Annotated in this window: 14 protein-coding genes; 7 read left to right on the top strand and 7 right to left on the bottom strand. The window is 71.4% G+C overall.

Features of this window, described 5'->3' with window-relative positions:
- Positions 1-4: 4 nt before the first annotated feature.
- Complete coding sequence (locus tag ABFX55_RS30140) at positions 5-3,181, top strand: ATP-binding protein (RefSeq protein ID WP_346126113.1); 3,177 nt, start codon at positions 5-7, stop codon at positions 3,179-3,181.
- On the opposite strand, the gene ABFX55_RS30135 is transcribed toward ABFX55_RS30140, so the two are convergent.
- On the bottom strand, positions 3,139-4,029 hold the full coding sequence (locus ABFX55_RS30135) for an NYN domain-containing protein (RefSeq protein WP_312896010.1): 891 nt from the start codon (positions 4,027-4,029) through the stop codon (positions 3,139-3,141). The two genes, ABFX55_RS30140 and ABFX55_RS30135, sit on opposite strands and share 43 nt — an antisense overlap.
- Here ABFX55_RS30135 and ABFX55_RS30130 point away from each other — a divergent pair.
- Positions 3,934-4,146 (top strand): hypothetical protein, encoded by a 213-nt coding sequence (locus ABFX55_RS30130; protein ID WP_246453665.1) that lies wholly within the window; start codon positions 3,934-3,936, stop codon positions 4,144-4,146. The two genes, ABFX55_RS30135 and ABFX55_RS30130, sit on opposite strands and share 96 nt — an antisense overlap.
- A 42-nt stretch (positions 4,147-4,188) precedes the next feature.
- Here ABFX55_RS30130 and ABFX55_RS30125 read toward each other — a convergent pair whose 3' ends face one another.
- A complete protein-coding gene (locus tag ABFX55_RS30125) occupies positions 4,189-4,389 on the bottom strand; it encodes an acyl-CoA carboxylase subunit epsilon (RefSeq protein WP_346126112.1) in 201 nt (66 codons plus the stop codon).
- On the bottom strand, positions 4,386-5,984 hold the full coding sequence (locus ABFX55_RS30120; RefSeq protein ID WP_346126111.1) for an acyl-CoA carboxylase subunit beta: 1,599 nt from the start codon (positions 5,982-5,984) through the stop codon (positions 4,386-4,388). The genes ABFX55_RS30125 and ABFX55_RS30120 overlap by 4 nt, the downstream gene beginning before the upstream one ends.
- 58 nt (positions 5,985-6,042) lie before the next feature.
- On the opposite strand from ABFX55_RS30120, the gene ABFX55_RS30115 reads away from it, so the two are divergent.
- The 4 genes from ABFX55_RS30115 to ABFX55_RS30100 all read left to right on the top strand — a co-directional run bounded on the left by ABFX55_RS30115 (position 6,043) and on the right by ABFX55_RS30100 (position 11,459).
- Complete coding sequence (locus ABFX55_RS30115) at positions 6,043-6,807, top strand: ABC transporter ATP-binding protein (RefSeq protein WP_346126110.1); 765 nt, start codon at positions 6,043-6,045, stop codon at positions 6,805-6,807.
- Entirely contained in the window at positions 6,783-8,342 is a 1,560-nt protein-coding gene (locus tag ABFX55_RS30110; protein ID WP_346126109.1) for a hypothetical protein, read from the top strand. Before ABFX55_RS30115 ends, ABFX55_RS30110 begins: the two co-directional genes overlap by 25 nt.
- Positions 8,343-8,406: 64 nt before the next feature.
- Positions 8,407-11,031: a phosphoenolpyruvate carboxylase gene (locus ABFX55_RS30105; protein ID WP_346126108.1), complete on the top strand. Its 2,625-nt coding sequence runs from the start codon at positions 8,407-8,409 to the stop codon at positions 11,029-11,031.
- Complete coding sequence (locus ABFX55_RS30100) at positions 11,028-11,459, top strand: GNAT family N-acetyltransferase (protein ID WP_346126107.1); 432 nt, start codon at positions 11,028-11,030, stop codon at positions 11,457-11,459. The genes ABFX55_RS30105 and ABFX55_RS30100 overlap by 4 nt, the downstream gene beginning before the upstream one ends.
- Here ABFX55_RS30100 and ABFX55_RS30095 read toward each other — a convergent pair.
- From ABFX55_RS30095 to fdhD, 4 genes are all read right to left on the bottom strand, one after another.
- Positions 11,440-12,585, bottom strand: a complete 1,146-nt coding sequence (locus ABFX55_RS30095) for a DUF418 domain-containing protein (protein ID WP_346126106.1) — start codon at positions 12,583-12,585, stop codon at positions 11,440-11,442. The two genes, ABFX55_RS30100 and ABFX55_RS30095, sit on opposite strands and share 20 nt — an antisense overlap.
- 174 nt (positions 12,586-12,759) lie before the next feature.
- Positions 12,760-14,172: an MFS transporter gene (locus tag ABFX55_RS30090; protein ID WP_346126105.1), complete on the bottom strand. Its 1,413-nt coding sequence runs from the start codon at positions 14,170-14,172 to the stop codon at positions 12,760-12,762.
- Positions 14,173-14,312: 140 nt separating this feature from the next.
- Complete coding sequence (locus ABFX55_RS30085; protein WP_346126104.1) at positions 14,313-14,729, bottom strand: peptidase inhibitor family I36 protein; 417 nt, start codon at positions 14,727-14,729, stop codon at positions 14,313-14,315.
- A 101-nt stretch (positions 14,730-14,830) separates the two neighbouring features.
- Positions 14,831-15,664, bottom strand: coding sequence for a formate dehydrogenase accessory sulfurtransferase FdhD (gene fdhD / locus ABFX55_RS30080; protein ID WP_346126103.1), 834 nt, complete (start codon positions 15,662-15,664; stop codon positions 14,831-14,833).
- Positions 15,665-15,774: 110 nt separating this feature from the next.
- Between fdhD and ABFX55_RS30075 the strand changes: the two genes are divergently transcribed.
- Positions 15,775-16,656 (top strand): biotin--[acetyl-CoA-carboxylase] ligase, encoded by an 882-nt coding sequence (locus ABFX55_RS30075; RefSeq protein WP_346126102.1) that lies wholly within the window; start codon positions 15,775-15,777, stop codon positions 16,654-16,656.
- The last annotated feature ends 14 nt before the right edge of the window (positions 16,657-16,670 follow it).

Genomic DNA, 16,670 nt, shown 5'->3' with positions numbered 1-16,670 from the left:
CGCCATGCGATTCGGGGTGCTCGGTCCGCTGGCCGTATGGACGTCAGAGGGCAGGCCTGTGCGGATCCCCGAGGTCAAGGTGCGGGGGCTGCTGGCGGAGCTGATCGTGCAGGCGGGGCGGGTGGTGCCGGCCGACAGGCTGATCGACCACCTGTGGGGCGGCAGCCTGCCCACGAACCCCGCGGCCTCGCTCCAGACGAGGGTGTCGCAGCTGCGCAGGGCGCTGGAGGACGCCGAGGAGGGCGCGCGGCGGCTGGTGGTCTCTCGCGCTCCCGGCTACGTGCTGGAGGTCCCTCCCGACGCGCTCGACGTCGGCCGCTTCCAGGCGCTCATCGCGGCCGCCCGTACGGCGGGCACCCCCCGCGCCCGCGCCGACCTGCTGGGCGACGCGCTCGCGCTGTGGCGGGGCCCCGCGCTGATCGAGTTCGCCGACGAGGAGTTCGCCGCGGCCGAGATCGCTCGCCTGGACGAACTGCGCCTGACGGCGATGGAGGAGCAGGCCGAGGCGAGGCTGGAGCTGGGCGAGCACGCCGTGCTGGCGGGCGAGCTGGGCGACCTGGTGGCCAGGCACCCTCTGCGCGAGGGCCTGCGCGCCGCCCACCTGCTGGCCCTCTACCGGTCGGGACGCCAGAACGAGGCCCTGGACGGCTTCCGCGACCTGCGTGAGCGCCTGGCCGACGAGCTGGGCGTCGATCCTGGCAGGGAGCTGGTCGCGCTCCACGAGGCGATGCTGAGGCAGGAACCCTCGCTGGATGCGGCCCCCGCGGGGCCTCCCCCCGGTAACCTGCCCGCCCCGATGGGCGAGCTGATCGGCCGCGCGGAGGCGATCGGCGAGGTGACCGCGCTGCTCGACGCGGGCCGCCTGGCCACGCTCACGGGGCCTGGAGGGGTGGGCAAGACCAGCCTCGCGCTGGAGGCGGCCAGGCGGCTGGTCCCCTCCTTCCCCGACGGCGCCTGGCTGGTGGAGCTGGGCGCGCTGCCCTCCCGTCTCGGTGACTCGGAGTGCTCGACGGAGGAGGTCACGGAGGCCGTGGCGGCCGTGCTGGACATCCGCGACGAGAGCGGCGCGCTCAGCCTGGCCGAGACGATGCGCGGCAAGCGGGCGCTGCTCGTCCTCGACAACTGCGAGCACGTGCTCGCCCCCGTGGCCGAGCTGGCCGGCGCGCTGCTGCGGGCCGTACCCGAGCTGCGGATCATGGCGACGAGCAGGCGGCCGCTCGGGGTCGCGGGCGAGCGGCTGTGGCAGGTGCCCCCGCTGGCGGCGCCGAGCGCGCTGCGGCTGTTCGAGGCGCGGGCCACGGCCCGCGCGCCGGGCTTCGCGGTCGACATGGGCAACGAGGCGACGGTCGCGGCGATCTGCGCGCGGCTCGACGGCATCCCGCTGGCGCTGGAGCTGGCCGCCACCAGGGTCCGCGCGCTCGGCGTCAACGAGCTCGCCGCGCGCCTCGGCGCCCTTCACCAGGACCCTCCGCGCCCGCCCGAGGACGGCTCGTCGCAGGGCACGCTCGACGGGTTCAGGGTGCTCGCCGCTGGAGCGAGCGACGCGCCCGCCAGGCAGCGCACGCTGCGCGCGGTCATCGACTGGAGCTGGGAGCTGCTCGGCGACGACGAGCGCGCGGTGCTGCGCAGGCTCGCCGTCCACGCGGGCGGGTGCACGCTGCGCGCGGCGGAGGCGGTCTGCGGCGACGAGGGGCTCGACGTCATGGACCTGATGGCGGGCCTGGTCGACCACTCCCTCGTGACGGTCTCGACCGGGGGCGAGCCGCGCTACCAGCTGCTCGAGTCGGTCGCCGCCTACTGCCGCGAGCGCCTGGCGGAGGCCGGCGAGCTGGAGGAGGTCGAACGGCGGCACCTGCGCCACTACACCGAGCTGGCCGTCTCGGCCGAGCCGTACCTGCGGGGGCCCGAGCAGCGCGAGTGGCTGGCCAGGCTGGACGCCGAGAGCGCCAACCTGCGCGCCGCCCTCGGCGTTGCGCTCAGGCACGGCGGCGCGCTGCGCCTGGTCAACGCGCTGGCCTGGTACTGGGTGCTACGCGGACGCCTCGGCGAGGGCCGCAGAGCGCTCGTCGCCGCCCTCGCGGCAGGCGGCCACGAGGACGACGCGGGCACGGCCGCGACCTGGCTGGCCGCCTTCGCCCTGCGCATGGGCGAGGTGCCCGACCACGCCGACCCCGCCACCAGGCCCGCCGACCTCGACGGCCTGGCGAGCCGGGCCAGGGCGGAATGGTTCCTCTCGCTGGCCAGGCTCGGCATCGGCGACGCGCATGCCGGCGAGGAGCAGGCCGAACGCGTCCTGGAGCTGTTCCGCGCCCTGGGCGACGAGTGGGGCACCGCCGCCGCGCTCAGCACCCGCTCCAGGCAGGCGCTGCTGCGCGGCGACCTCACCACCCTCCACGAGTACGGCGCGCAGAGCATGGCGCTGTTCACCACGCTGGGCGACCGGTGGGGTCAGCTGCACGCCACGCTCGGCCTCGGTGCGCACGCCGAGATCGCGGGCGACTACGAGAGCGCGGCCAGGCTGCACCGCGAGGGCCTGCGCATGGCAGAGGAGCTGGGCCTGCACAGCGAGGTGGCCGACAAGCTGTCGGAGCTGGGCAGGATCGCGCTGCTCGAAGGCGACTTCGCCCAGGCCGACGAGCTGCACGGCAAGGCCGCGCGACTGGCGCGCGAGCAGGGCTACACGATCGGCGAGGAGTACGCCTCGCTCGGCCTGGCACTCAGCGCCCGCCGCCAGGGCAGGCTGGACGCCGCTGAGGCGCTCCTGCGCACCTGGCTGGAGTGGGACCGCGAGATGAGCGCGGCCATCGCCTCGGCCCTGATCCTGGCCGAGCTCGGCTTCGTCGCCGAGCTGCGCGGCGACGCCGAGGCCGCGCTCGCGCTGCACCTCGAGGGACTGGAGGAGGCGCGCGAGTCGGGAGGCCCCCGGGCGGTCGCGCTCGCCTACGAGGGTCTGGCGGGAGCGCACGCCGCGGCGGGCCGCGCCGTCGAGGCGGCCCGCCTGCTGGGCGCGGCCGACGGGATCAGGCGGTCGCTGGGCGCGCCGCTGCCGCCCGCCGAACGCGGCGACGTCGACAGGATCACCGACGCCGTGGTGGCGGCGCTCGGCGAGGACCGCTTCGCGAAGGAGTTCGCCACCCCTTACTTGGAGGAGACCCCCACCCCCAGGTCGAACTCACGGTAGACGCGCGCCCAGAACCCGTCGCGCAGCCAGACCCTCGCCTCGGGGTAGGGCCGCAGCGAGTGCCCGAGCTCCTTCTCCGCCTCGATCAGCAGCTCGGTGTCGATGACCGTGGGCAGGATCGGGCCGGGCAGCAGGTCCCTGATGTTGTCGCGGCCGCGGGTGAGTATCCACTTCTGCGCCACGTGCTCGCCGACGTCCTCGACCCGGGGGCGCGAGGGGCCCAGCTTGGCCACCTGACCCGGCTTGACGTGCGGCTTCGGCACGGCGGTGCGCCCTGCGAACACCTGGGCGGGCGAAGGCGCCGTCACCGGCGGCACGACCGTCACCGGCTGCGGGGCACGACTGAAAAACGGCCTCAGGAACTCAGCGGAAAGAACCTCCACGGTGTCGGACTCCCACACCAGGCGCTCGGCCTGGTTGGTGCCGTAGGGCGGTTCGACGCCCCACAGGTGGATCCGCACGCCGTAGGCCTGTGCCGCCTCCACGGCGGGCACCATGTCCTCATCGCCCGCCAGCAGAATCGTGTCGGTCACCGCGTGGTGCCTGGCCAGCGCCTCGAGATCGCTCCTGATCTGGGCGTCCACGCCCTTCTGCTGGCCACGCGCGTTGAGGTTGCCAAGCCGGACTTTCACCCAGGGGAGCTGGGCGATGACTCGCTGGTCCACGGTGGGCACGCGGTCACGAGCTGCGTCATACCAATAGATCCGCAGCAGCTCGCCGGAAATGCGTTGTTCTGCATGCTTCTGTAGCGATTGGATGAGCTCATCGGCGCCAACCCGGTATTCCTTGCGCTCCTTGGCGCCGAGCAGTACTTCCCCTGCGGCGGCATAGAGATATCCAACATCCACAAGGACGGCGTACTTCGCCGCGACAGGGTGCGGCGTGAGGTCTGGGATGGCCATGTCGTCCTCCAGGCCGCGGTGCTCGTTGATCGGCTGACTATATACGCCTACTTTTCTAGATAGTCCCAACTCCCGGCGAAGTTGACACCCGATTCTCAGGATCCTCTACGGCAAGGTGCTGTTTCGCCACGCCGACTTCCCAGGTGCGAGCGGTTTACGCATGGCCCTGGCCGGGTTTCGCCATGATTCGTTCTTCGGCTCGACGGGCCGCTCGGCTTGGGCGTGTCGGGTCGCCACAACCGCCACGAGAGCCGCGATCTCCTCAGCGGTGGCATCGCCACGAACAATTCGCAGATGAGTCGTCACAGCGGGATGTTCCCATGCTTCTTCGCGGGCAGGGAGGCCCGCTTGTTCCGCAGCGCGCGCAGCGCCCTGACGATTTGGACCCTGGTGTCGGACGGCCTGATCACCGCGTCGACGTAGCCACGCTCGGCGGCGAGGAACGGGTTGGCCAGAGTGTCCTCGTACGCGGTGACCAGCTTGGCCCGCTCGGCGTCGGGATCGTCGGCCGCGGCCAGCTCGCGCCGGTAGAGGATGTTGACCGCCCCCTGTGCCCCCATGACCGCGATCTGGGCGGTCGGCCACGCGAGGTTGATGTCGGCGCCCAGGTGCTTGGAGCCCATGACGTCGTAGGCGCCGCCGTAGGCCTTGCGGGTGATGACGGTGACCAGCGGGACCGTGGCCTCGGCGTAGGCGTAGAGCAGCTTGGCGCCGCGCCTGATGATTCCGTTCCATTCCTGGTCCGTGCCAGGAAGGAATCCTGGTACATCGACAAATGTCAACACCGGAATATTGAAAGCATCACAAGTACGTACAAATCTCGCCGCCTTTTCGGACGCGGCAATATCAAGAGTTCCGGCGAAACTCATCGGCTGGTTGGCCACGATGCCCACCGAACGTCCTTCGACCCTGCCGAAGCCGACCACGAGGTTCGGCGCGAACTGGGCGTGGACCTCCAGGAACTCACCGTCGTCGAGAACGTGCTCGACGACCGTGCGCATCTCGTAGGGCTGGTTCGGGGAGTCGGGGATCAGCGTGTCGAGCTCGCGGTCCTCGTCGGTGACGGTCAGTTCGGGGTCGGCCTCGTAGACCGGCGCCTCGTCCAGGTTGTTCGAGGGCAGGTAGGACAGCAGCGCCTTGGCGAACTCCAGGCAGTCGGCCTCGTCGGCGGCCTCGTAGTGCGCGACGCCCGACCTGGAGTTGTGGGTGTGGGCGCCGCCCAGCTCCTCGAAGCTCACCTCTTCGCCGGTGACGGTCTTGATCACGTCGGGGCCCGTGATGAACATGTGCGACTTCTCCTGCACCATCAGGATGAAGTCGGTCAGCGCGGGGGAGTAGACGGCGCCTCCCGCGCACGGGCCCATGACCAGCGAGATCTGCGGGATCACGCCCGAGGCGTGCACGTTGCGCTTGAAGATCTCGGCGAACAGTCCGAGGGCGACCACGCCCTCCTGGATCCTGGCGCCTCCGCCGTCGTTGATGCCGACGATCGGGCAGCCGACCTTGAGCGCATGGTCCATGACCTTGACGATCTTCTCGCCGTAGACCTCGCCGAGCGAGCCGCCGAAGACCGTGAAGTCCTGGCTGAAGACGGCGACCGGCCTGCCGTCCACGGTGCCGTGCCCTGTCACCACGCCGTCGCCGTAGGGCCTGTTGTTCTCGATGCCGAACGCCGTGGCCCGGTGCCTGGCGAACTCGTCGAACTCGACGAAGGAGCCCTCGTCGAGGAAGGCGTCCAGGCGCTCGCGGGCGGTCATCTTGCCCTTGGCGTGCTGCTTCTCCACCGCGCGCGACGAGCCCGCGTGGACGGCCTCGTCCTTCCGCCGCTCGAAGTCGGCGATCTTGCCAGCGGTGGTGTGGATGTCGATCTCTGGGGGCTCCGACGGCAGTGCAGCGCTCATGCCGTAAGACTAAAGGGGATGTGCGCGACGGCGTCGGACAGGCACCAGACTGGTGGTCATGACGGAGGCGGTGCGCACAGAAGGCCTGTTCAAGAGGTTCGGCCAGCAGGTGGCGGTGGCGGGGGTGAACTTCACGGTCCCCGCGGGCAGTTTCGCGGGGCTGGTCGGCCCCAACGGCGCGGGCAAGACGACCACGCTCAGCATGATCACCGGGCTGCTGCGCCCCGACGGCGGGCTGGCCGAGGTCGGCGGCGTCGACGTGTGGCGCGATCCCGTCCAGGTGAAGGCGCGCATCGGGGTGCTGCCCGAGGGCCTGCGCCTGTTCGAGCGGCTGTCTGGCCGCGAACTGCTCCACTACAACGGGCGCCTGCGCGGCATCCCCAAGGCCGAGGTCGAACGGCGCGCCGAGGAACTGCTGCGCGTCATGGACCTCACCGGCTCGGCGGACAAGCTCGTCGTCGACTACTCCACCGGCATGCGCAAGAAGATCGGCCTGGCCGCGGCGCTGCTGCACAACCCCGCCGTCCTCTTCCTCGACGAGCCCTTCGAGGGCGTCGACCCCGTCAGCGCGAACATCCTCACCGAGGTGCTGCAGCGCTACACCGCCTCGGGCTCCACCGTCATCTTCTCCAGCCACGTCATGGAGCTGGTCGAGCGGCTGTGCGACTGGGTGTCGGTGATGAGCGGCGGCGCCATCGTCGCCCAGGGGCCGATCGACGAGGTACGCGCGGGGCGCAGCCTCAACCAGGCCTTCCTCGACCTCGTCGGCGTTCGCCAGGGCGGAGAGGAGGGGCTGACGTGGTTGGGCTCTTCGTCGCACTGAAGCTCAGGCTGATCTCGGGCGGCATGCGCGGCGACACCCAGCGCGTCCTCGGCTTCGTCTTCTCCTGTCTGGCCGCGCTCGTCGTGGCGGGGGGCGGCTTCCTGCTCCTCTCGCTGCTCAGGCTCGCCTCCCCGCAGGTGGCCGCCGACGTCGGCGTGATCGCCTTCACCGGGCTGCTGGTCTTCTGGGCGACGGTCCCGCTGCTGGCCTTCGGCGTCGACGACACGCTCGACCCCGCCAAGCTCGCCCTGTTCCCGCTGCGCACGCGGCAGCTGGCGACGGGGATGTTCGCCGCCTCGGTCACCGGCATCTGGCCTGCCGCCTCGTTCCTGGTGACGGCGGGCGCGCTGCTCGGGCTGGCCCGAGGCATCGGCGGCGTGCTGCTCGGCATCGTCGCGGTGCTCCTGCAGTTCGCGCTCTGCATCGTCGCCTCCAGGCTGATCACGACCGCGCTGTCAGGGCTGCTGCGCTCGCGCAGGGGCCGCGACCTGCTGGCCGTCGGCGTCATCGTGGTCGTGCTGATGGCCCAGTTGCCCAACCTCATCGTCAACCGCGGCCTGACCGGCGACCCTCTCGCGATGGTGCACAGCATCGCCTCCGTGCTGCGCTGGACCCCTTCAGGCTGGGCCGCCCACGCCATCAGCGACGGCGGGCTGGTCGGCCTGGCCGAACTCGTGGCGCTCGCCGCGCTCGTCCTGGCGCTCGGCTGGCTCTGGGTCAGGGCGCTCAGCAGGGCGCTGGTCACCACGGACGCCTCCACCCAGGCCGCCTCCGTCCGCAGGTCCAGCGGCCTGCTCGACAGAATCCTCCCCGACGGAAGGGTCGCGGCCGTCGTGGCGAAGGAGCTGAAGTACGCCCGCCGCGACCCCAGGGGCAGGGTCGGCTGGTTCGCCTCCATCGCGGTGACCGGCGTGCTGGCCTTCTCCATCAGCGGCCAGGGCCAAGGCTCGGGTCCTGGCGCGGCGATCGGGCCCGCCTGCGTCGGCGCGCTGATGATCGGCATCCAGCAGTGCAACATCTTCGGCATCGACGGCAGGTCCCTGTGGATGAACGCCGTCGTCTACGGCGACAGCCGCGACCTGCGCGGCGACGTGGCGGGGCGGCACCTGGGCGTGGCGATCATCGCGGCTCCCGTGCTGATCGCGCTGAGCGTCCTCGGCGCCGTGTTCTCGGGCGGCTTCGAGGGGGTGCTGCCGGCGGTGCTGACCGCGTGGGGCGTGCTCGGCGTCGGGCTCGGCGTCGGGGCGCTCACCAGCATGCTCGTCCCCTACACCGTGCCCGACAGGCTCAACGCCTTCACCGGCGCGGCCCCGGGACAGGGCGGGGTGGCCTTCGTCGCCTCGTTCGGAGCGATGATCGTGACCGCGCTGATCGCGCTGCCCGTCGTGCTGCCCGTGCTGCTCGGAGTCACCTGGATGAGCGTGGTGGCGCTGCCGTACGGGCTGGCGCTCTCGTGGGCCGGCAGGGTGCTGGCGAGCAGGATCGGCTACCCACGCCTGCCCGAACTGCTCGCGGCGGTCTCCAAGCCGACGTAATGGTCTAGTCCACTGGTTGAGACCGGTCTCCAGTCGTTCAGAACGAATGGATATCGTGCGAGACATGATTGACCAGGCCACACCGCGCCACAGCGCCGTCAGCGAGATGCCCGACGAGCTCCGCCGCGACGTGCGGCTGCTCGGCGAGCTGCTCGGACAGGTGATCGCCGAGCAGGGCGGTCCCGATCTCCTGGAGGACGTCGAACGCCTGCGCAAGGCCGTCATCGGCGCACGCCGCGGCGAGGTGTCCGCCGACGAGGTGGCCGAGATGGTGAGCACGTGGGAGATCGACAGGGCGGTGCAGATCGCCCGAGCCTTCACCTGCTACTTCCATCTGGCCAACCTCGCCGAGGAGCACTACCGCATCCGCACCCTGCGCGAGCGTGACGCCGGCGACGCCGTCCAGCGCGAGTCGCTGGCCTCCGCCGTCGAGGAGCTGGGCAGGGAGCGGGTCGCCGAGCTGGTCGAGGGGCTGGAGCTGCACCCGGTGCTGACCGCGCACCCGACCGAGGCGCGCAGGCGCGCCGTCGTCACCGCGATCCAGCGCATCAGCGGCCAGCTCACCGAGTACAACAGCCAGGGGCGCGGCGCCACCGAGCGCGCGGAGAGCAGGCGACGCCTGCTGGAGGAGATCGACCTCCTCTGGCGTACGGCCCAGCTGCGCAACACCAAGCTCGACCCGCTCGACGAGGTGCGCACGGCGATGGCCGCCTTCGACGAGACGCTCTTCCGCGTGGTGCCGCAGGTCTACCGCTCGCTCGACGCCGCGCTCGGCGAGGGCAGCGGCACCAGGCCGCCCCTGGCCAGGCCGTTCATCCGTTACGGGAGCTGGATCGGCGGTGACCGCGACGGCAACCCCAACGTCACGGCCAAGGTCACCCGCGAGGCCGTCCTCATCCAGGCCGAGCACGTGCTGACCGCGCTGGAGACCGCCACCACGCGCATCGCCCGCACGCTCACCGCGGCCGCCCAGTTCACCCCTCCGTCGCAGAACCTGCGCCGCGCGCTGGCCGGCGCCCAGGACGCCCACCCCGACCTGGTCTCCGAGCTGGCCACCCGCTCGCCGTCCGAGCCGCACAGGCAGTGGCTGCTCTACGTCGCCGCGCGCATCGGCGCCACCCGCCGCCGCGACCTCGACCTGGCCTACCTCGAGCCCGCCGACCTCCTGGCCGACCTGCGGCTCGCGCAGGAGTCACTGGTGGCAGCCGGCGCCGTACGGCAGGCCTACGGAGAGCTGCAGCACCTCATCTGGCAGGTCGAGACGTTCGGCTTCCACCTGGCCGAGCTGGAGGTGCGCCAGCACTCCCAGGTCCACGCCGCCGCGCTGGAGGAGGTCAGGGCGGGAGGGGCGCTGTCGGAGCGCACCGAGGAGGTGCTGGCCACGATCAGGGTGATCGCCTGGATCCAGGAGCGCTTCGGCGTCACCGCCTGCTCCCGCTACGTCGTCTCCTTCACCCGCACCGCCGAAGACCTGGCCGCCGTCCACGAGCTGGCCGCCCACGCGCTCGGCGACCGCGCGCCGGTGCTCGACGTGGTGCCGCTGTTCGAGTCGGGCCAGGACCTCGACAACTCCGCCGACGTGCTCGCGGGCATGCTGAAGCTGCCCGAGGTGCAGCGCCGCCTGGCAGGCAACGACCGCAGGGTGGAGGTCATGCTCGGCTACTCCGACTCCGCCAAGGAGCTCGGCCCCGCCGCCGCGACGCTCAAGCTCTACGAGGCGCAGGAGAGGCTGACCGCCTGGGCCCTGGCCAACGACGTCAAGCTCCGCCTGTTCCACGGCAGGGGAGGCGCGCTCGGCCGCGGCGGAGGCCCCGCCAACAGGGCCGTGCTCGCCCAGGCCCCCGGCAGCGTCGCAGGCCGCTTCAAGGTCACCGAGCAGGGCGAGGTCATCTTCGCGCGCTACGGGCACCAGGCCATCGCCCGCCGCCACATGGAGCAGGTCTCCAACGCGGTGCTGCTGGCCTCCTCGCCGTCCGTCGGCGAGCGCACCGCCGCCGCGGCGGCCCGCTTCCGCGCGCTGGCCTCCCAGGTCGCCGCCGCCTCCGAGCGGGCCTACCGCGCGCTCACCGAGGCCAAGGGCTTCCCCGAGTGGTTCGCGCTGGTCAGCCCGCTGGAGGAGATCGGCTCGCTGCGCCTGGGCTCCCGTCCCGCGCGACGCGGCCTCGGCGCGCCCCGCTCCCTCGACGACCTGCGAGCCATCCCGTGGGTGTTCGCGTGGGCGCAGACCCGGGCCAACCTGCCAGGCTGGTACGGCCTCGGCAGCGGCCTGGCCTCCGTCGAGGACGTCACCGAGCTGCAGGCGGTCTACAAGGAATGGCCGCTGTTCGCCTCGCTGCTCGACAACGTCGAGATGTCGCTGGCCAAGACCGACCGCTCCATCGCCTCGCGCTACCTCGCCCTGGGCGGGCGCCCCGACTTCGAGGCGCAGGTGCTGGAGGAGTACGACAGGACCCGCCGGCTGGTGCTCGCGGTGACCGGGCACTCCAGGCTGCTGGAGAACAGGAAGGTGCTCTCGCGGGCCGTCCAGCTGCGCGACCCCTACGTCGACGCCCTGTCCCACCTGCAGCTGCGGGCGCTGACCGCGCTGCGGACCACCGAGGACCTGTCGGAGGCCGAGCGCGAGCGCCTCTCGACGCTGCTGCTGCTGTCGGTCAACGGCGTCGCCGCCGGATTGCAGAACACCGGGTGATCAGGCCCGCCCGCCCCGAGGACCTGCCGGTGGTCGAGGAGATCGTCGCGGCGGCCTACCAGCCGTGGGCCGAGCTGATCGGCATCCGCCCCATGCCCATGGACGCCGACTACGCGGCGCACCTCGCGGCAGGGCACCTCTTCGTCCTCGACGACCTGCGCGGCCTGATCGTGCTGGTGCCGGAGGAGGGCGTGCTGTACGTGGACAACGTGGCCGTCCGCCCGGACCAGCACGGGCAGGGCCTGGGCAGGCGGCTGCTCGCCTTCGCGGAGGAGCGGGCGGCGGCGCTCGGGCTGCCCGCGCTCCGGCTCATCACCAACGCCATGATGAAGGTCAACATCGCGCTCTACGAGCGGCTCGGCTACACGATCACCTCGAAGGAGCCCGTCGGCGAGCGCGACGTCGTGTTCATGCGGAAAGATTTGTGAAGCGGCGCAGGCCGTACTCGATCGGGCCGTAGCGGTGGCCGCGCATCCACCACGCGCTCAGTGCGAGCAGGAGCGTGAAGACGAGCGCGGCCACGCCCATCACCGCGAGCGGTGGCAGGCTGCCGGCGAGCGCCAGGCCGTAGCCGGTGAAGACCAGGCACATCAGCACCGACTGCCCGATGTAGTTGGAGGCGGCCGCCCTGCCCGCGGGTGAGAGGGCGGCGCCGACCGCGGGCACCCTCCTGACCAACTGGAGCAGCGTGACCACATAGGCGGCGGCCAGCAGCAGCGAGGTCACGTTGTTGACGGCGAGCCCGACCAGCTGCCAACCGCCGTTCGACGTGCTCGACCAGGTGAAGAAGGCGGCGGCCGGAAGGCCGATCCCGAACCCCAGCACCTGGACGCGGGGGATCAGACGAGCCCAGCGCTCGGGCTCCTCGAACAGCCGCGACTTGCCCGCGGCCAGCCCGAACAGGAACAGCGCCATCGCCATCGGGCCCTGGCCGAGCCAGACGAACAGGGCCAGCCCCGGGTAGGTCTCGGCCTGGAAGGTGAGGAAGTCGAGCGGGCTGCCCGTCACCAGGGCCTGCGCCCGCGCCGCCGCGGCGGGATCGGCGGCGGTCGTGCCGCCCGCGCTCGGGTCGAGCAGGGTCAGCGCCGCGAGCGCGAGCCACAGCAGCGACGTGACCCCGATGATCACCGAGCCCGTCACCACGGCGGTCTTCGGCCTGACGTTGCGCATGGCCAGCAGGATCAGGCCGAGCGCGGCGTAGAGGGTGAGGATGTCGCCGATCCACAGCAGGAAGCCCTGCAGCACGCCCAGGGTGAACAGCGCGAGGCAGCGGCGCAGCATCCTGCCCTTGACCCTGTCGCCCCACGAGCGCATCTGCAGGGTGAAGGAGTAGCCGAACAGGAAGGAGAAGATGACGTAGAACTTGGTCAGCACGAGGGTGCTGACCACGAGGGCGACAGGGCCCTCGGTGATGGGCATCACGCCGCTGCCCGTGGCGTAGCCGGGGTCGGCGAAGAAGCCGATGTTCGCCACGAGGATGCCCCCGAGCGCGAAGCCCCTGACGGCGTCGATCTCGTGGATGCGCGTCGCTGGAGGCGCCTGAGTCTGCGTCATGTCCCCGACGCTAGAGATCGGCGGCTCTCGCCCACATCGAACCTCGGACGCATCCGCATCCGACCAAAGTCGCTCTTTCCTGCCGGAGCAGGCCCGGCAGCACAAGACCCCGGGCCGCCGCCGATCGGCGTCCCGGGGTCTCGGACGGTCAGTGCACGAACTCAGTGCACGAACTCAGTGCACGCGCTCGGTGTCGGTACGGCCCTGCCCGGGCAGCATCAGCCCGACCGCGAAGGTCGCCGCGATCATCACGGCGGCCACCGCGAGAGTGATCTCCACGCTGCCGGTGCCGAAGTAGACGGTGCCGAGGACGGCCAGGCCGAGCGCGTTGCCGACCTGCTGGATCGCGGTGAGGGCGCCGGAGGCCGAGCCGGTCTCCTGAGGATCGACCGCGGCCATCACGATGGTGAAGTAGGGACCCATGATCAGCCCGCTGCCGAGGCCGACGAAGACGAGCGCGGGGGCGAGCTGCCACGGGGTCACGCCTGGCTCGGCGACGACGAGCAGGGCGAGCACCGCCAGGCCCATGACGACCGCGCCGGCCAGCAGGACCCTGCGTCCGTACTTCTGGGTGGCCTGGGCGATCCCCATGCCGGCGATCATCCCGAGCGAGGACGGCACGCCGGTCAGCGCCGCCTTCAGCGGCGAGTAGCCGAGGCCGAGCTGGGTGTAGAGGCCGATCACCAGCAGCACGCCGCCGAAGGCGGCGAAGTAGATGGCGCCGACGGCCAGGCCCGAGACGAACGCGGGCTTGCGGAACAGCGAGGGGGCGATCAGCGGGTCGCGGTCACGACGCTTCTCGTAGGCGACGAAGCAGGCGAAGGTCACGGCCGAGGCGGCCATCATCGCGAACGACCAGAGGGGCCAGCCGTGCTCGCCGCCCTGGACCAGGGGGAAGACGATCAGCACGGTGCCGAGGGAGGCGAGGGCCGCGCCCGGCAGGTCGAGCCTGACGCCGCCGGCCGGAGGCGAGGAGGGCAGGAAGCGGGCCGCCGCCAGCGCCGCGGCCACGCCGATCGGGAGGTTGATCAGGAAGATCATCCGCCAGCCGGTGCCGAACAGGTCGGCGCTGACCAGCCAGCCCGCCAGGATCGGGCCGCCGATCGCGGACAGGCCCATGACCGGCCCGAACAGCCCGAACGCCGCCTGCAGCTCCTTGGGAGGGAACATCTCCTTCATCAGCCCGAGCCCCTGCGGGATCATCGCCGCGCCGAACAGGCCCTGGACGACCCTGGCGGCGATCATGGTCTCGGGTGAGACCGCGACGGCGCAGAACAGCGAGCCGATCGTGAAGCCGACGACCCCGATGAGGAACATCCGCTTGCGGCCGACGATGTCGCCCAGCCTCCCGCCGGTCAGCAGGCCCGCGGTCATGGCCAGGGTGTAGGCGGCGCCGAGCCACTGGATCAGCGAGGTGCCGCCGCCGAGCTCGGTCCGCATGGTCGGGCCGGCGATGTGGGTGACGGTGGCGTCGAGCAGCTCCATGACCGAGCCGGCGAGAATGACGAACAGCGCGGGCCAGCGCCACCTGTAGGCGGCGGGCTGCTGGGGTGTCGCCACCGTGGGGCGGGTGTCGAGAACGGTCACCGCTGGCCTCCTGAATCGGAACGGTTTGTTCTGTTCCAGAATAGCAGAACGGAACACTTCATTCCACTCTTGGAGCGTTCCATCGGGAAAACACAGAAGCCCGGCACCGCCTCGCGATGCCGGGCCGTTCGGTGCTTACGTCAGGCGTGGGCCTTCACGCGGAACTCGGGGTCGGTGGTGCCGCAGGAGGGGCCGTTCGGCCCGCCGATGCGCACCGAGCTGAAGAAGTCGCGGTAGGTGCTGAAGAAGTTGCCCTTGCCGCGGGGGCTGGTCCCGGCCGAGCAGCCCTCGTAGTTGGCCTCGGAGTAGAGGTGGATGACGAAGTCCGTCCTGTTCCAGTCGGACTTGGCTCTGTCGTTCATGTTCAACGCCGCCAGGTCGGGCGTGCTGACCCGGATCTGGATGATGTCGCCCGTGCCGTCGAGGCCGGAGAACATGCAGTAGTAGCCCTCATTGCAGCGGTCATAGCCGGTGGCGGCCTGGGCGGGAACGGTCGGCAGGGCGGACAGGGCGACGACGGCCATCGGCAGGACCAGCGCGTGAAGCTTCTTGCCCACTGCATCTCCTCACGTGAAACTTTTCTTCGATGACTTCACGAAGATACATGACACGATCTTTCTGCTGAAGAGAGAATCCGCAGTGATTCCAGGCCCGCTCGCTACACCTTGATGCGCTCCCTGCCCGCGTAGACGTTGCAGCGCTCCTCGCGCAGGAAGCCGACCAGCGTCATCCCGAACTCCCTGGCCACCTCCACCGCCAGCGACGACGGCGCCGACACCGCGCACACGACGGCGATCCCCGCCGCCAGCGCCTTCTGCATGATCTCGTAGCTGGCCCTGCCGCTGACCATCAGCACGTGGTCGCGCAGCGGGAGCCGCTGGTTCAGCGAGGCCCACCCCACGAGCTTGTCCACGGCGTTGTGCCTGCCGACGTCCTCGCGCACGGCGAGCGGCTCGCCTTCGCCGGTGAACAGGCCCGCCGCGTGCAGGCCGCCAGTCTTGCCGAACACGCCCTGCCCCTCCCTCAGCCTGTACGGCAGGCCGTACAACACCTCGGGGGAGAGCGAGAGCCGGCCATCGGGCACGGGGACGCAGCGGTCGCGGAGCACGTCCAGGCTGGCCGAGCCGCAGACCCCGCAGGCGCTCGAGGTGAGGAAGTGCCTGTCGAGGGTGGGCAACTCGGGGATCGGGCCGTCCAGCGCGACCGTGACGGTGTTGTAGCGGGCCTCGGGCGTCACGTCCTCGTCGGTGCAGTAGCCGATGGCCTTGATCGCGCCAGGCGCCGCGATGCCCTCCCCGTGGAGGAAGCCCGCCGCCAGCTCGAAGTCGTGCCCAGGGGTGCGCATGGTGATCGCCACGGTCCTGCGCAGGGGTCCGCCTGCGCCGGTGAGGCGGATCTCCAGCGGCTCCTCGGTGGCGAGGTGGTCGCTGCGCTCTCTGGCGACATTTCCGGTGATCTCGGTGATTCGTGCCCGTGTGGTTGGGGTGGTCACCTCTCGTAGCCTACGGCCGGGTCACTCGCCGGCTCTTCCACGGGTGACGACGGCGTCGTGGCCGGATGCCGCGGGCCGCGGGCGGTGGCGTTCTGGGGGAGGATGGAAGGGTGTCCGAATCACCCTTCACCGACCTCGACCGCCCGCCGCTGAACCAGGCGGCGCTGAGCCGCGCGCTGGTCAGATCCGGCGGACTGTGGTCCGGTGTCACCGTCGTCGACCGCGCGGGCTCCACCAACGCCGACCTCGCCGAGCGTGCCAGAGCGGGCGAGGGCGAGGGGGCGGTGCTGATCGCGGAGGCGCAGTTCGCCGGCCGCGGCAGGCTCGGCAGGGCATGGAACGCGCCGCCCCGCTCGGGGCTGACCTTCTCCGTGCTGCTGCGCCCGGAGGTGCCCGTCGCCAGGCAGGGCTGGCTGCCGCTGCTGTTCGGCGTGGCGGCGGCCTCGGCCGTACGGCGGGTCGCCGAGATCGACGTGAGGCTGAAGTGGCCGAACGACCTGCTGGTCGGCGAGCGGAAGCTCGCGGGCATCCTGGCCGAGCGGGCCGAGGACGGCGCGGTGGTGGTCGGCATGGGGCTGAACGTCTCGCTCCGCCCCGACGAACTGCCCGTCGACACCGCCACCTCGATCGCGATCGAGCACGACGGCAGGGCGAAGAACGGCAGGCCGTCGGCAGGCGACGAGCGGCACTCCCTCGACGAGCGCGCCCGCGCGACCGACCGCGATCCGCTGATCAGGGCCATCCTCAGGGAGGTCGAGAGCCACTACCGCGAATGGCAGAGCGCGGACGGAGACGCCGACGCCTGCGGGCTGCGCGCCGCCTACCAGGCCTCCAGCGCCACCATCGGCCGCGAGGTGCGCGTGGAGCTGCCGGGCGGCCACTTCCTGACGGGCGTGGCGACCGGCGTCGACGCGGCCGGGCACCTCCAGGTCGGCGACCGGACGCTCACCGCGGGCGACGTGGTCCACGTCCGCCCATCATCTCAGCTTTGACTTATATAAGCCCA

The sequence above is a fragment of the Nonomuraea roseola genome (genome assembly GCF_039535395.1).
In the GTDB taxonomy this organism is placed as follows: Bacteria; Actinomycetota; Actinomycetes; order Streptosporangiales; family Streptosporangiaceae; genus Nonomuraea; species Nonomuraea roseola.
This window is presented reverse-complemented; position numbering and strand designations above follow the sequence as displayed.

Bases quoted from the DNA above. Each gene is read 5' to 3' on its own strand.
- ABFX55_RS30140 (WP_346126113.1), top strand. From the start codon at position 5: ATGCGATTCGGGGTGCTCGGTCCGCTGGCCGTATGGACGTCAGAGGGC.
- ABFX55_RS30120 (WP_346126111.1), bottom strand. From the start codon at position 5,984: ATGAGCGCTGCACTGCCGTCGGAGCCCCCAGAGATCGACATCCACACC.
- ABFX55_RS30115 (WP_346126110.1), top strand. From the start codon at position 6,043: ATGACGGAGGCGGTGCGCACAGAAGGCCTGTTCAAGAGGTTCGGCCAG.
- ABFX55_RS30105 (WP_346126108.1), top strand. From the start codon at position 8,407: ATGATTGACCAGGCCACACCGCGCCACAGCGCCGTCAGCGAGATGCCC.
- ABFX55_RS30095 (WP_346126106.1), bottom strand. From the start codon at position 12,585: ATGACGCAGACTCAGGCGCCTCCAGCGACGCGCATCCACGAGATCGAC.